At 66.4% G+C, this 14115-nt stretch carries 12 protein-coding genes; 4 read left to right on the top strand and 8 right to left on the bottom strand.

Annotated features, from left to right (window positions below):
- The first annotated feature begins 65 nt into the window (after positions 1 to 65).
- Positions 66 to 467 (top strand): hypothetical protein, encoded by a 402-nt coding sequence (locus CKY51_RS22765; protein ID WP_022973189.1) that lies wholly within the window; start codon positions 66 to 68, stop codon positions 465 to 467.
- A 216-nt stretch (positions 468 to 683) separates the two neighbouring features.
- Here the strand turns inward: CKY51_RS22765 and ispH are convergent, their stop codons facing one another.
- The 5 genes from ispH to murJ all read right to left on the bottom strand — a co-directional run bounded on the left by ispH (position 684) and on the right by murJ (position 8062).
- Positions 684 to 1634 (bottom strand): 4-hydroxy-3-methylbut-2-enyl diphosphate reductase, encoded by a 951-nt coding sequence (gene ispH, locus CKY51_RS17395; RefSeq protein ID WP_022973191.1) that lies wholly within the window; start codon positions 1632 to 1634, stop codon positions 684 to 686.
- A gap of 58 nt (positions 1635 to 1692) precedes the next feature.
- Positions 1693 to 2196, bottom strand: coding sequence for a signal peptidase II (gene lspA, locus CKY51_RS17390; protein ID WP_031340224.1), 504 nt, complete (start codon positions 2194 to 2196; stop codon positions 1693 to 1695).
- Between the two features lie 223 nt (positions 2197 to 2419).
- Positions 2420 to 5254 (bottom strand): isoleucine--tRNA ligase, encoded by a 2835-nt coding sequence (gene ileS / locus CKY51_RS17385; RefSeq protein ID WP_031340225.1) that lies wholly within the window; start codon positions 5252 to 5254, stop codon positions 2420 to 2422.
- A gap of 6 nt (positions 5255 to 5260) precedes the next feature.
- A complete protein-coding gene (locus CKY51_RS17380; RefSeq protein ID WP_022973194.1) occupies positions 5261 to 6322 on the bottom strand; it encodes a bifunctional riboflavin kinase/FAD synthetase in 1062 nt (353 codons plus the stop codon).
- Positions 6323 to 6469: 147 nt separating this feature from the next.
- Positions 6470 to 8062: a murein biosynthesis integral membrane protein MurJ gene (gene murJ, locus CKY51_RS17375; protein ID WP_152249555.1), complete on the bottom strand. Its 1593-nt coding sequence runs from the start codon at positions 8060 to 8062 to the stop codon at positions 6470 to 6472.
- Positions 8063 to 8178: 116 nt separating this feature from the next.
- On the opposite strand from murJ, the gene rpsT reads away from it, so the two are divergent.
- On the top strand, positions 8179 to 8451 hold the full coding sequence (gene rpsT / locus CKY51_RS17370) for a 30S ribosomal protein S20 (protein ID WP_152249554.1): 273 nt from the start codon (positions 8179 to 8181) through the stop codon (positions 8449 to 8451).
- A 91-nt stretch (positions 8452 to 8542) separates the two neighbouring features.
- Here rpsT and obgE read toward each other — a convergent pair whose 3' ends face one another.
- The 3 genes from obgE to rplU form a co-directional block, all read right to left on the bottom strand.
- Positions 8543 to 9610, bottom strand: a complete 1068-nt coding sequence (obgE, locus tag CKY51_RS17365) for a GTPase ObgE (protein WP_022973197.1) — start codon at positions 9608 to 9610, stop codon at positions 8543 to 8545.
- A 223-nt stretch (positions 9611 to 9833) separates the two neighbouring features.
- The gene (rpmA, locus tag CKY51_RS17360; RefSeq protein ID WP_022973198.1) at positions 9834 to 10094 is read right to left on the bottom strand and encodes a 50S ribosomal protein L27; all 261 of its coding nucleotides are present in this window, start codon (positions 10092 to 10094) and stop codon (positions 9834 to 9836) included.
- A 12-nt stretch (positions 10095 to 10106) separates the two neighbouring features.
- Positions 10107 to 10427 carry a 50S ribosomal protein L21 gene (gene rplU / locus CKY51_RS17355; RefSeq protein ID WP_031340230.1) on the bottom strand — a complete coding sequence of 107 codons (321 nt, stop codon included), beginning with the start codon at positions 10425 to 10427 and terminating at the stop codon, positions 10107 to 10109.
- Between the two features lie 294 nt (positions 10428 to 10721).
- Here rplU and uvrA point away from each other — a divergent pair, with 294 nt between their 5' ends.
- Positions 10722 to 13691, top strand: a complete 2970-nt coding sequence (gene uvrA, locus CKY51_RS17350) for an excinuclease ABC subunit UvrA (protein ID WP_022973200.1) — start codon at positions 10722 to 10724, stop codon at positions 13689 to 13691.
- Positions 13688 to 14092 (top strand): acyl-CoA thioesterase, encoded by a 405-nt coding sequence (locus CKY51_RS17345; RefSeq protein WP_022973201.1) that lies wholly within the window; start codon positions 13688 to 13690, stop codon positions 14090 to 14092. Before uvrA ends, CKY51_RS17345 begins: the two co-directional genes overlap by 4 nt.
- Positions 14093 to 14115: the final 23 nt, after the last annotated feature.

Below are 14115 nucleotides of genomic sequence, written 5' to 3'. Positions count from 1 at the left end.
AACCTGCGCGATCGCCGCAGCTTTATCGCGCGCCTCACGATGCCACGCCCGACGCGGCTGCGTCGTTGCCCGATCCTGACACCGGCCCGCAGCCCGACAACCTGCTGTTCGACCGCGAACGGCTGTTGGCAGCGCTGTTGGCGCTGTTGGCGCTCCCCAGCCTGGCAGGCCGCGACGTGCGCGTCTTCCACGCCATTCACGCCTACGACGACGGCCGCATCAAGCTCGAACTGCTCGACCCGGAGCGGCCCGAGGCGGTGGACGAATACACCTTCAAGAACGGCGTGTGGAAAAGGGACCGGCATCGAACCCGCGCCGACTGCTGCCACGCGATACCCCGGCCGCGAACAACGCGGCAGTGGAGCGGATCGATTTCGAAGGTTTCTACCGCGTCGCGACGGCGCTGCAACAGCAGCGCGCCGCGCTGCTGGCCAATCCGCCGCAGGTGGACCATGTCTACCTGTTGATCGGGCCGCGGCTCACATCTGCGCTGGCTGCCGGACGATGTGGAAGGCGACCGCGACACGCTGCGTATCGTGTTCGATGCACAGGGCCGGCAGCGCGGGATCCAGCATCGTTGAGTCGGTGCCGACGCGGCGCAACCGCTGCGCGCTGGCGGCCGGTACTTGCTGGCGGCGGCCGCGCGGCGCCACAGATGGGCACCACACCTCCGCGCGCAGCGATCAACTGACCAGGCGCAGACGCAGTTCCTTGGGCAGCGCGAACACCATCGATTCGGGCTCGCCCGACAGCTCGGAGACGCCATCGGCTCCCAGCTCACGCAGGCGGGCGATGACTCCGTCGACCAGCACCTGCGGCGCCGAAGCGCCGGCGGTCAGGCCGATACGTTGCTTGCCGGCGACCCACGCCGGATCGATCTCGCTGGCGTTATCGATCAGGTAGGACTCCACTCCGTCGCGCTTGGCCAGCTCGCTGAGCCGGTTGGAATTGGAGCTGTTGGGCGAGCCGACCACCAGCACCAGATCGCACTGGCGGGCCAGGTCGCGTACCGCATCCTGGCGGTTCTGGGTGGCATAGCAGATGTCGTCGTTCTTGGGCCCCTGCATCGCCGGATAGCGGGCGCGCAAGGCTTCGATGATGCCCAGGGTGTCGTCGACCGACAGCGTGGTCTGGGTGGTGTAGGCCAGGTTCTCCGGCTGCCGGATCTGCAGCGTGGCCACCTGCTCGATGTCCTCGACCAGATAGATCTGCCCAACCCCGCGCTCGCGGTTCCACTGCCCCATCGTGCCCTCGACCTCCGGGTGGCCGGCGTGCCCGATCAGCACCACGTCGCGGCCGGCGCGGCAGTGCCGGGCGACTTCGAAATGCACCTTGGTGACCAGCGGACAGGTGGCGTCGAACACCTTCAGCCCGCGGCGCTCGGCCTCATGGCGCACCGCCTGTGACACGCCATGGGCGCTGAAGATCACCGTGGCGCTGTCCGGCACCTCGTCCAGTTCCTCGACGAAGATCGCGCCACGCTGCTTGAGGTCGTCGACCACGAAGCGGTTGTGCACCACCTCATGACGCACATAGATCGGCGCGCCAAGCGTTTCGATGGCGCGCTTGACGATCTCGATGGCGCGGTCGACGCCAGCGCAGAAACCACGGGGATTGGCGAGCAGAACATCCATAGATCAGATCCTCCAGCCAGCGGTGGCCGGATGCGTCAATGAAGACAGTGGCATGGGATTATCCCGCTTTTGCACGGCGCTTGCCGTCGAACAGGCCGAACACGGCGATGCCGATGGCGCCACCGACGATCGCCGAGTCGGCCAAATTGAAGGCCGGCCAGACATGCTGGCCGACATACCACTGGATGAAATCGACCACGTGGCCGTGCATCAGCCGGTCGATCACATTGCCGATCGCCCCGCCGATCACCAGTGCGTACGGCAGTGCGCTGCGCCACTCGCCGCGCCCGGTGCGCGCCAGCCAGAACGTCAGCAGCCCGCTGATGCCCAGGGCCAGCACCACGAAGAACCACAGCTGCCAGCCACCGGCATCGCTCAGGAAGCTGAAGGCGGCACCGGTGTTATAGGTCCGGAACCAGTTCCAGAAGCCATCGATCACCGGCACCGGCGTGTACTCGGGCAGGCTGGACAGTACCCAGGCCTTGCTCCATTGGTCCAGGCCGATCACCGCGGCCGACAGCAGCAGCCAGATCAGGGCGGAGGGGGTGGTGCGTTGACTCATGTCGACAGGTCGCAGGTGGAGGGCATCGTGCCGCGCGGAGCACGATGCCAGGGATGGAGAGAGGAACGGGAGCATCGCACGCCGGGTCCGGCCTGCCAGCCGGCGCGGCGACCCGGCGTGCGCTGCGCTTCAGCCAGCCGATGGGCAGTGACCGCAGCAGCAGGGCCATCCGCTGCCACGCCCCCCCTGCCCGGCGTTGTCGGCACGTCAGGGCTGCGACCGGTCAGAACCAGCGCCGCACCTCGCCTGGGCCTTCGATGTTGCTGACGCAGCGGCTGCACAGCTCCGGATGGCGCGGATCGCTGCCGACGCTGGCCTGGTGGTGCCAGCAGCGCACGCACTTGGGCTTGTTGGTCGGCTGCGCGCTGACGAACACCTCATCGGTCGTCGCTGCCCGCACCTGCACGTCGCCGCTGATGAACAGGAAGCGCAGCTCGTCGGCCAGCGGTTGCCAGCGCTCGGCCTGTGCCTGGCTGGCGGCCACGGTGATCTCCGCCTCCAGCGCCGCGCCGATGGCGCCGTTGGCGCGCATCGGTTCGAGTACCTTGGCCACTTGCTCGCGCAGCGCCAGCAGTTGATCGACCTCGGACGCGCTCAGCGGCGCCTCGGCCGGCATCGGCGCCAGACCGTCGTACCAGGTGGTGAACAGCACGTTGCCGGCACGCTCACCCGGCAGATAGCCCCACAGCTCGTCGGCGGTGAAGCTGAGGATCGGCGCGATCCAGCGGGTGAACGCCTCGGCGATGCGGTACATGGCGCTCTGCGCCGAGCGCCGGCCGTGCGAATCGGTCGGCATCGTGTACAGCCGGTCCTTGGTCACGTCCAGGTACAGCGAGCCCAGATCGACGCTGCAGAAGTTCAGCAGCAGCTGAACGATCTCGGCCATGTTGTAGCTGTCGTAGGCCGCCTTGATCTTTTCCTGCAGTTCGAAGGCGCGATGCACGATCCAGCGATCCAGCACCACCATGTCTTCGAGCGGACGCAGGTGCTGCGCCGGATCGAAGCCGTCCAGGTTGCCCAGCAGGAAGCGCGCGGTGTTGCGCAGACGCCGGTAGGCATCGGCATTGCGCTTGAGGATCTCCTGCGACAACGACATCTCGTTGCTGTAGTCGGCCGAGGCGATCCACAGGCGCAGGATGTCTGCGCCCAGGGTCTTCATGATGTCCTGCGGCTCGATGCCATTGCCCAGCGACTTGGACATCTTGCGGCCGTGCTCGTCCACGGTGAAGCCATGGGTGAGGCACTGCTTGTAGGGCGCCGCCTTGTCGATGGCCACGCCGCTGAGCAGCGAGGACTGGAACCAGCCACGGTGCTGATCGGAGCCTTCCAGGTACAGGTCGGCCGGCTTGCCCAGGCCGCGCGCCAGCAGCACGCCCTCGTGGGTGACGCCGGAATCGAACCACACATCGAGCGTGTCGGTGACCTTCTCGTACTGCGTCGCGTCGGCGCCCAGCAGTTCGGCCGGATCCAGCGCATACCAGGCATCGATGCCGCCGGCCTGCACGCGATCGGCCGCCTGTCGCAGCAGCTCCACGCTGCGCGGATGCGGCTCCCCGGTCTCGCGATGGATGAACAGCGCGATCGGCACGCCCCAGGTGCGCTGGCGCGAGATCGTCCAGTCCGGCCGGCCCTCGACCATGCCGGCGATGCGCGCCTTGCCCCAGCCGGGGAACCAGCCCACCGTCTCGATCGCCTGCAAGGCGTCGCGGCGCAGATGCGCCTTTTCCATCGAGATGAACCATTGCGGCGTGGCGCGGAACACCAGCGGGGTCTTCTTGTGCCGCCAGCAGTGCGGATAGCTGTGCTGGATGTCCACCGCCGCCAACAGCGCCCCCTCGGTGCGCAGCAATTCGATGATGGCGTGCTGCGCCTTCCAGATGTGCTGCCCGGCCAACACCAGCTCACCGGCCGGCGGCGTGGACGGCAGATACAGACCAGCGCCGTCGACCGGATTGAGCTGGGCCGCGGTGTAGCGCTCGACCACGCCGTACTTCAGGCTGACCGCATAGTCTTCCTGGCCGTGACCAGGCGCGGTATGCACCGCACCGGTACCTTCGGCATCGGACACGTGTTCGCCATTGAGCAGCGGGATGTCGCGCTCGGGATAGAACGGGTGCGCCAGCAACAGGTTTTCCAGCGCAGCGCCGGTCGCGTGGCCGTGCACCACCAGCGTGTTCACGCCGTAACGGGCCAACGTGCGCTCGGCCAGGGTGGATGCCAGCACCAGCCAGCGCGGCCGGCCTTCATGCACCGGCCCTTCGGCCAGCACGTAGTCGATTTCCGCACCCAGCGACACCGCCAGCGAAGCCGGCAGTGTCCATGGCGTGGTGGTCCAGATCGGCACCGCCACCTCGACACCGTCCGGCAGCGCCACGCCAAAGGCGGACGCCAGTTGGCGGCTGTCGCGCGCAGCGTAGGCCACATCGATCGCCGGCGAGGTCTTGTCGTGGTATTCGATTTCCGCTTCGGCCAGCGCCGAACCGCAATCGAAGCACCAGTACACCGGCTTGGCACCGCGCACCAGGTGACCATTGGCCACGACCTTGGCCAGCGCACGGATCTCGTTGGCCTCGAACTCGAAGCTCAAGGTCTTGTATGGGTTGTCCCAATCGCCGATGACGCCCAGCCGCTTGAAATCGCGGCGCTGCAGATCGATCTGCTCTTCGGCGTATTCGCGGCACTTCTGCCGGAACGCCACCGCGTCCAGCTTGGTGCCGACCTTGCCCCACTGCTTTTCGACCGCGATCTCGATCGGCAGACCGTGGCAGTCCCAGCCTGGGATGTAAGGCGCATCGAAGCCAGCCAGATAGCGCGACTTGACGATGATGTCCTTGAGGATCTTGTTGACCGCATGGCCGAGATGGATCTGGCCATTGGCGTACGGCGGGCCGTCATGCAGCACGAACAACGGACGCCCGGCCGCCTGTGCGCGCAGTTGCGCGTACAGGCCCTCGCGCTCCCAGCGCTCGAGCATCGCCGGCTCGCGCTTGGGCAGGTCGCCGCGCATCGGGAATTCCGTTGCGGGTAGATGGAGGGTGGCTTTGTAATCTTGGGTCACGGGGATCTACCGTTGCGCTGCTGTCGTTGAAACGCCAGCACCCCAGGGTGCGGACGCTTGCGCGGGAGTCGCGCCTTCACCGCCCGTCGAAGACGCGGGCGCGTGCAAAGAATGGCTGACCTGGCGAGCGGTCGCAGCGGCGCGTCCGCCGAGCAGCGCGCGTGCCTGTGCGGCGTCGCGATGCATCTGCGCGGTCAGCGCGTCCAGGCCATCGAATTTTTCCTCGTCGCGCAGCTTGGCGACGAATTCCACTTCGATGTGGCGACCGTAGAGATCGCCCTGAAAATCGAACAAGTGCGCTTCCAGCAAGGGCTCCACACCGGCCACGGTCGGCCGGGTCCCGAAGCTGGAGACCGACGGCCAAGGCTGGTCGGCAACGCCGTGCACCCGCGTCGCATAGATGCCGGACAGCGCCGGTGTGCGCGGGAACCGCAGATTGGCGGTCGGATAGCCCAGCGTGCGACCCAGTTGCTGGCCGCGCACCACCCGTCCACCGATGGCATACGGCCGCCCCAACAGCTCGGCGGCATGCGCGAAGCGGCCAGCCACCAGCGATTCGCGGATGCGGGTGGCGGAAATCCGCTCGCCATGCAGGTGCACCGGTGCAATCTCGTCAGCGACGAAGCCGTGCTGGGCTCCCAACGCACGCAACAAGGCGACATCGCCCGCCCGGCGATGGCCGAAGCGGAACTCCGGTCCGATCCAGACCTCGCGCGCGGCCAGGCGACCGACCAAGGCCAGGCGGACGAAGTCCTCGGCACTGAGCGAGGCCAACCGGCGATCGAAGCGGATCATGCCGACGCTGTCGACGCCGAAGCGGTACAGGCCCTCGACCTTGCTGCGCGCCAGGGTCAACCGCGGCGGCGGTGCGGATGGGGCGAAAAACTCGCGCGGCAAGGGCTCGAAACTGATCGCCACCGCCGGCACATCCAGCGCGCGTGCGCGTGCCACCGCGTGCTGCACCAGCGCGCGGTGGCCCAGGTGCAGGCCGTCGAAGGCACCGATGCAAACCACGCTTCCGCGCGGACACAGCACCTCACCGTCGACGTCTCTAAACAGCCTGCTCATTGCTCGTTCCAAAGCGACACCGGCCCGCGGCCACCCTCATTGATGCGTAACCCCCGAGTATAGCCGGGGCTGTCAAGCCACGAGCCCGCCGCCGGCCAAGCGACGCCGGCCACAGATGCCGGCGTTGGTGCGAGGCAGCGACCACGACTAATGCTCGCGCAGGTGCCGCGGCCGCAATCCAAGCGCCAGCTGCGCTACCAGATAGGTCAGACCACCGCTACCGACCAGCACCGCCAGCCAGCCGATCCGCTGCCACTTGTCCATCGCGGTGAAGGACGGCAGCCACCACAGCAGCCCCAGCAGCACGCAGACCATCGCCAGAGAGGCTAAGAACAGTCGCAGCGCGTAGCCCGCCCACCCGGGACGCCGCTGATAGACCCCGGACTTGCCCAGCCAGTACCACAGCAGGCCGAGATTGAGGTAGCTGGACAGCGCACTGGCCAGGCCCAGCGCCAGATGCAGACCCGGCTGCTTGCCCACGGCTGCCATCACACCCTGCGCGCGCAACTCCGCCGGCACCATCAGGTGGTAGAGCACCGCCAGGAAGGCGAAGTTGAACACCATGTTGGCGACCAATGCCGCCACGCCGGCGCGCACCGGCGTGCGGGTGTCCTGACGCGCGTAGAACGCCGGCAGGAGCACCTTGAGCATGGCGTAAGCCGGCAGGCCGAAGCTCAGGCCATACACCGACAGCGCCGTCATGCGGGTATCGAAGGCAGTGAACTGGCGGTACTGGAACAAGGTGGCCACCAGCGGCTCGGCCAACAACAACAGGCCCAGCATCGCCGGCATCGCGATCAGCAAGGTGGTGCGGAAACCCCAATCCAGCGCCCCGGAGAACGCAGCGCGGTCGGTCTTGACGTGATGGCGCGCCAGCGCCGGCAGAATCACGGTGCCCAGCGCCACCCCGAACACGCCCAACGGCAATTCCAGAAAACGATCGGCCAGCGACAGCCACGATTGCGAGCCGTCGCTCAGGCGCGCGGCGATGACCGTGTCCAGCATCAGATTGATCTGCGCGATCGACGAGCCGAACAAGGTCGGGATCATCAAGGTCAGCACCTTGCGCACATCCGGGTGATGCCAGCCCCAGCGCGGCAGGGTCAGCAGGTCGATGCCCTTCAGCGCCGGCAATTGGAACAGCAACTGCAACGCGCCGGCGACCAACACTGCCCAGCCCAGCGCCAGAATCGGCACCTCCAGCCGTGGCGCCAACCACAGCGCGCCGGCGATCATGCACAGGTTGAGGATCACCGGCGTCAGCGCCGGGATGGCGAAGCGCTGAAAACTGTTGAGCGCCCCGCCGGCCAGCGCAGTCAGCGAAACGAACAGCAGGAACGGAAAGGTCAGCCGCAGCAGATCCATCAGCAAGCCATACTTCGCTGGGTCGGTCGCTGCACCATCAGAGAACACCGAGGCCAGCTGCGGGGCGAAGATCAAGCCCAAGGCGGTCACCAGCAACAACATGCCGCCGAGGGTGCCGGACACGCGCGCCATCAACTCGCGCAGGTCGGCGTGCGGACGGGTCTCCTTGACCTCGGTGAACACCGGCACGAACGCGGTGGCGAAGGAGCCTTCGGCGAACAATCGGCGCAGGAAATTGGGGATGCGGAACGCTACCCAGAACGCATCGGTGACGGCATTGGCCCCGAACGTGGTGGAGATGGCCTGATCGCGCACCAAGCCCAGCACCCGCGAGACCATGGTCATGCTGCTGAACGAGAGCAGCCCCCTCAACATGCGAGGAGCGCTCACTGATAACCCCTCTTGACAACTGACTTGACGTACATATCTGGTTCCATCATACTTTCGCGCTTGCTTTTTCCACTACACCGATTCTTCAGGAAACCACCACCGTGGCCAATATCAAGTCCGCCAAGAAGCGCGCCAAGCAGACCGTCGTGCGCAACGAGCGCAACACCGGTCAGCGTTCGATGCTGCGCACCGCCGTCAAGAAGGTGATCAAGGCCCTTGACGCCAACGATGCTGCCGGCGCCGAAGCCGCTTTCGCCGTCGCCCAGCCGATCCTCGACCGTTTCAGCGCCCGTGGCCTGATCCACAAGAACAAGGCTGCTCGCCACAAGAGCCGCCTGACTGCGCGCATCAAGGCCATCAAGGCCGCCGCCTAAGCGCTCAGCGCCGGCATCGTTGCGCGCCTGGCGCGCAGCGGCACAGAAAAACCCGGCCTTGGCCGGGTTTTTTGCGTGCCCAGCCACCCGCTCAGCCGGCATCGCGCGCCTCCAGCGCCGCTTCGCGCTGACGATCGAAAAAGGCCATCACGTCCTTCATGATCGGGAAGGTACCCTCGCGACCCAAGGCCGACACCAGGTACCAAGGCCCCGTCCAGCCGAGCTCGGCCACGATCGCCTCGGCAGTCGCCCTCGCCTCGTCCTCGAACATCAGATCGGCCTTGTTCAACACCAGCCAGCGCGGCTTGTCCAGCAGCTCCGGGTCGTGACGCTGCAGCTCGCGCTCGATCGTGCGCACCTGATCGGCTGGCGAGACCGCATCTACCCCACCCTCCTCGTAGACGCCGAGCGCCGGCGAGATGTCCACCAGGTGCAACAGCAGGCGGGTGCGCTGCAGATGGCGCAGGAACTGGGTGCCAAGGCCGGCGCCATCGGCAGCCCCCTCGATCAATCCAGGCACGTCGGCAATGACGAAGCTGCGATGCGCCTCGACGCTGACCACGCCCAGATTGGGATACAACGTGGTGAACGGATAGTCGGCCACCTTCGGGGTCGCCGCCGACACCGCACGGATCAGCGTGCTCTTGCCGGCATTGGGGAAACCCAGCAGGCCAACGTCGGCCAACAACTTGAGTTCCAGCTTGAGCAGGCGCTCCTCCCCCTCTTCGCCCGGGGTCGCCTGGCGCGGCGCGCGGTTCACCGAGCTCTTGAAATGCATGTTGCCCAGCCCGCCCTTGCCGCCACGGGCCACCAGCAGGCGGTCGCCATGCTGGGTCAAATCGCCAATGACCTCGTCGGTCTGTACGTTCATCACCACCGTGCCGACCGGCACCGTGATGATGCGGTCCTCGCCCGCCTTGCCGTACATCTGCCGCCCCATGCCGTTCTCGCCGCGCTGCGCCTTGAAGCTGCGCTCATGACGGAAGTCGACCAGGGTATTGAGGTTCTCGTCGGCGATCAGCCAGACGCTACCGCCATTGCCGCCGTCACCACCATCCGGCCCACCCAACGGAATGAACTTCTCGCGGCGGAAGCCGACACAACCGTTGCCGCCATTACCGGCGGTCACCAGGATTTCTGCTTCGTCGACTAACTTCATGGGATTGGCTTTCGTAGTTTGAAATGAATGACAACGCGACAGCGCGGGCCTTGCCGGCATGCCAACAGCAACAGACGAGGGCCTACCGCAGCCGGGATCCGCATGCGCATCCCACTCCGTCATCGCCCCTCGCTGCCGTCAAACGAAAAACCCCGCCGAAGCGGGGCTTTCCGTCGCATCCGCCGGGCAATGCGCCTGACGGAGTCCTGCAGGGCGCGGGCGATTACGCCTCAGCGACCACGCTGACGGTGCGACGCTTCTTCGGGCCCTTGGTGGAGAACTCCACCTTGCCATCGACCAGCGCGAACAGCGTGTGGTCGCGACCCAGGCCAACGCCGGCGCCCGGATGGAACTGGGTGCCACGCTGACGGACGATGATGTTGCCAGCCTCGATGGCCTGGCCGCCGAACATCTTCACGCCCAGGTACTTCGGGTTGGAGTCGCGGCCGTTGCGCGAGGAACCTACGCCTTTTTTGTGTGCCATGACTGCTTCTCCTTACTTCTTGTCGCCACCGGCAATGCCGGTGATCTCGATTTCGGTGTAATGCTGACGGTGTCCCTGACGCTTCATGTGGTGCTTGCGGCGACGGAACTTGATGATGCGCACCTTGTCGGCGCGGCCGTGGGCCACGACCTTGGCGGTGACGGTGGCGCCCTTGAGCGCGTCGCCCACCTTGATGCCATCGCTGTCGCCCAGCATCAGGACGGTGTCGAACGTGATCTCGTTGCCAGCTTCGGCCTCGAGCTTTTCAACGCGGAGCGTTTCGCCCTGCGCGACGCGGTATTGCTTACCGCCGGTTACCAGAACTGCGTACATGACCAGGTGTTCCTCTGTAGTTATTATGGTCGCCTGCCATGCCCGACCCGGGCAGACAGGAGCGGAATCATAGCCCCCTAGCGGGTTTGCGGTCAAGTCGCAAGCCCGTCTGCCGTCCGTGCCGCCCATCCCGCCGATGGAACGGATCATCCAGCCACCACCACCGCCCCGCCAGCCTGGTGTTTGCGGCAATTGCCCTCACCTAGGTCGGCGGGTAGGCTGGTCGATTGCCACCCAATCCCTGCTGAGCACGCTCGCACCACGCCGGTTCGCCGGCCCGACATCGGATCCCCCATGGCGATGGATTTCATCCGCATCCGCGGCGCGCGGACGCACAACCTCAAGAACATCGACCTCGACCTGCCTCGCGACAAACTGATCGTGATCACCGGCCTGTCCGGCTCGGGCAAGTCGTCGCTGGCGTTCGACACCATCTATGCAGAAGGCCAGCGACGCTATGTCGAGTCGCTGTCGGCGTATGCCCGCCAGTTCCTCAGCGTGATGGAAAAGCCCGACCTGGACCACATCGAGGGTCTGTCGCCGGCCATTTCCATCGAGCAGAAGTCCACCTCGCACAACCCGCGCTCCACCGTCGGCACGATCACCGAGATCTACGACTACCTGCGCCTGCTGTACGCACGGGTCGGCCAGCCGCGCTGCCCGGACCACGGCTTCCCGCTGGAAGCGCAGACCGTCAGCCAGATGGTGGACCACGTGCTGGGCCTGGATGCCGAGCAGCGCTACATGCTGCTGGCACCGGTGATCCGCGAGCGCAAGGGCGAGCACGCGCAGGTGTTCGAGCAGTTGCGCGCGCAGGGTTTCGTGCGCGTACGCGTGGACGGCGAGCTGTACGAGATCGACGCGGTGCCGGCGCTGGCACTGCGCCAGAAGCACACCATCGAAGCGGTGATCGATCGCTTCCGCCCGCGCGAAGACATCAAGCAGCGGCTGGCCGAAAGCTTCGAGACCGCGCTCAAGCTCGGCGATGGCATGGTGGCGGTGCAGTCGCTGGACGATGCGACCGCCGGCCCGCACCTGTTTTCGTCCAAGTACAGCTGCCCGGTGTGCGACTACTCGCTGCCGGAGCTGGAACCGCGTCTGTTCTCCTTCAACGCACCGGTCGGCGCCTGCCCCAGCTGCGATGGCCTGGGCGTGGCCGAATTCTTCGACCCCGAGCGGGTGGTGGTGCATCCGGAGCTGTCGCTGTCGGCCGGTGCGGTGCGCGGCTGGGACCGGCGCAACGCCTATTACTTCCAGTTGATCGCCTCGCTGGCCAAGCACTACAAGTTCGACGTCGATGCGGTCTGGAACTCGCTGCCGGCCAAGGTGCGCCAGGCGGTGCTGTACGGTAGCGGCGATGACGTCATCAGCTTCACCTACTTCACCGACGCTGGCGGGCGCACCACCCGCAAGCACCGCTTCGAGGGCATCCTGCCCAACCTGGAACGGCGCTACCGCGAGACCGAATCGCCGGCCGTGCGCGAGGAGCTGACCAAGTACATCAGCCAGCAACCCTGCCCGGCCTGCCAGGGCACCCGCCTCAATCGCGCCGCGCGCAACGTGTTCGTCGCCGATCGCCCGCTGCCGGACCTGGTGGTGCTGCCGGTCAACGAGGCGCTGCGCTTCTTCCGCGAGCTGGCGCTGCCGGGCTGGCGCGGCGAGATCGCTGCCAAGATCGTCAAGGAGATTGCCGAGCGCCTGGGCTTTCTGGTCGATGTCGGCCTGGATTATCTGACCCTGGAGCGCAAGGCCGACACCTTGTCCGGCGGCGAGGCCCAGCGCATCCGCCTGGCCAGCCAGATCGGTGCCGGCCTGGTCGGGGTGATGTACGTGCTCGACGAGCCGTCGATCGGCCTGCACCAGCGCGACAACGAGCGCCTGCTCGGCACGCTGACCCGGCTGCGCGACCTCGGCAACACGGTGATCGTGGTCGAGCATGACGAGGATGCGATCCGGCTGGCCGACCACGTGCTGGACATCGGTCCGGGCGCAGGCGTGCATGGCGGCGAGATCTGCGGCCAGGGCAGCCTGCAGGACATTCTCGATTCGCCGCGCTCGCTGACCGGCCAGTACCTGTCGGGCAAGCGCCGGATCGAAATCCCCAGCCAGCGCCACAAGCCCAATCCGAAGATGATGCTGCATCTGCGCGGGGCGACCGGCAACAACCTCAAGAATGTCGATCTGGACATCCCGGCCGGATTGTTGACCTGCATCACCGGCGTCTCCGGCTCGGGCAAGTCGACCTTGATCAACGACACCTTGTTCTCGCTGGCGGCCAACGAGATCAACGGCGCCTCGCACCCGGTGGCGCCGTACCGCGAGATCGACAACCTGGATCTGTTCGACAAGGTCGTGGACATCGACCAGTCGCCGATCGGACGCACGCCGCGCTCCAACCCGGCCACGTACACCGGCCTGTTCACCCCCCTGCGCGAGTTGTTCGCCCAGGTGCCGGAGTCGCGCGCGCGCGGCTACTCGCCGGGCCGCTTCAGCTTCAACGTGCGCGGCGGACGCTGCGAGGCCTGCCAGGGCGACGGCTTGATCAAGGTGGAGATGCACTTCCTGCCGGACGTGTATGTGCCCTGCGACGTCTGTCATGGCAAGCGCTATAACCGCGAAACCCTGGAGATTCTCTACAAGGGCCACACCATCAACGACGTGCTGGAAATGACCGTCGAAGACGCGCTCAAGCTGTTCGAGCCGGTGCCGGCGATCGCGCGCAAGCTGGAGACCCTGGTCGATGTCGGCTTGAGTTACATCAAGCTGGGTCAAAGCGCGACCACGCTGTCCGGCGGCGAGGCGCAGCGCGTCAAGCTGTCCAAGGAGCTGTCGCGTCGCGATACCGGCCGCACCCTGTACATCCTCGACGAGCCGACCACCGGCCTGCACTTCCACGACATCGAGGCCTTGCTGGGCGTGTTGCACAAGCTGCGCGACGAAGGCAACACGGTGGTGGTGATCGAACACAACCTGGACGTGATCAAGACCGCCGACTGGATCGTCGACCTGGGCCCGGAAGGCGGCCACCGCGGCGGCACCATCCTGGTGTCCGGCACACCGGAACAGGTCGCCGCCGAACCGGCGTCCTATACCGGACAGTTCCTGGCCAAGATGCTGCCGTCGGTGAAGGCGCGCGAGACCCGTCCGGCGGCGATGGCCAACAAGCCCGATGCTCGCCCGCCACGCAAGAGCAAACCCGAGAAGGCGACCAAGGTCGCCAAGTCCGCCAGCAAGAAGACCGCAACGAAAAAGGCAAGCCGATGAGCGAACACAAGACCCTGGCCCGCATTCCGATCAGTGTGCGCTGGCGCGACATGGACAGCATGGGCCATGTCAACAACGCCAAGTACATCTCCTACCTGGAGGAAGCGCGTGTGCGCTGGATGCTGGGCGTGGACGGGGTCGCGATGACCGATCGCATCGCGCCGGTGGTGGCGGCGGCCAACGTCAACTACAAGCAGCCATTGGTGTGGCCCAACGACATCGTGGTAGAGCTGTTCGTCGAACGCCTGGGCACCAGCAGCGTCACCATCGGCCATCGCATCGTCGACCAGCAACGCGCCGAGGTGCTGTATTCGGACGGTAACGTGGTGGTGGTGTGGATCGACACCCAGACCGGCAAGAGCGCGCCGCTGCCAGACGCGGTCCGCAGCGCCTGCGGCTGACGCAGGGGCGGCAACATCGGCAC

This window comes from Xanthomonas maliensis (assembly GCF_009192945.1).
Lineage (GTDB): Bacteria > Pseudomonadota > Gammaproteobacteria > Xanthomonadales > Xanthomonadaceae > Xanthomonas > Xanthomonas maliensis.
The sequence above is the reverse complement of the archived record's forward strand: the minus strand, read 5'-3'. Positions and strand labels throughout refer to the sequence as shown.

Bases quoted from the DNA above. Each gene is read 5' to 3' on its own strand.
- murJ (WP_152249555.1), bottom strand. From the start codon at position 8,062: ATGTTGAGGGGGCTGCTCTCGTTCAGCAGCATGACCATGGTCTCGCGG.
- rplU (WP_031340230.1), bottom strand. From the start codon at position 10,427: ATGTACGCAGTTCTGGTAACCGGCGGTAAGCAATACCGCGTCGCGCAG.
- ispH (WP_022973191.1), bottom strand. From the start codon at position 1,634: ATGGATGTTCTGCTCGCCAATCCCCGTGGTTTCTGCGCTGGCGTCGAC.
- CKY51_RS17345 (WP_022973201.1), top strand. From the start codon at position 13,688: ATGAGCGAACACAAGACCCTGGCCCGCATTCCGATCAGTGTGCGCTGG.
- lspA (WP_031340224.1), bottom strand. From the start codon at position 2,196: ATGAGTCAACGCACCACCCCCTCCGCCCTGATCTGGCTGCTGCTGTCG.
- obgE (WP_022973197.1), bottom strand. From the start codon at position 9,610: ATGAAGTTAGTCGACGAAGCAGAAATCCTGGTGACCGCCGGTAATGGC.
- rpmA (WP_022973198.1), bottom strand. From the start codon at position 10,094: ATGGCACACAAAAAAGGCGTAGGTTCCTCGCGCAACGGCCGCGACTCC.
- uvrA (WP_022973200.1), top strand. From the start codon at position 10,722: ATGGCGATGGATTTCATCCGCATCCGCGGCGCGCGGACGCACAACCTC.
- CKY51_RS17380 (WP_022973194.1), bottom strand. From the start codon at position 6,322: ATGAGCAGGCTGTTTAGAGACGTCGACGGTGAGGTGCTGTGTCCGCGC.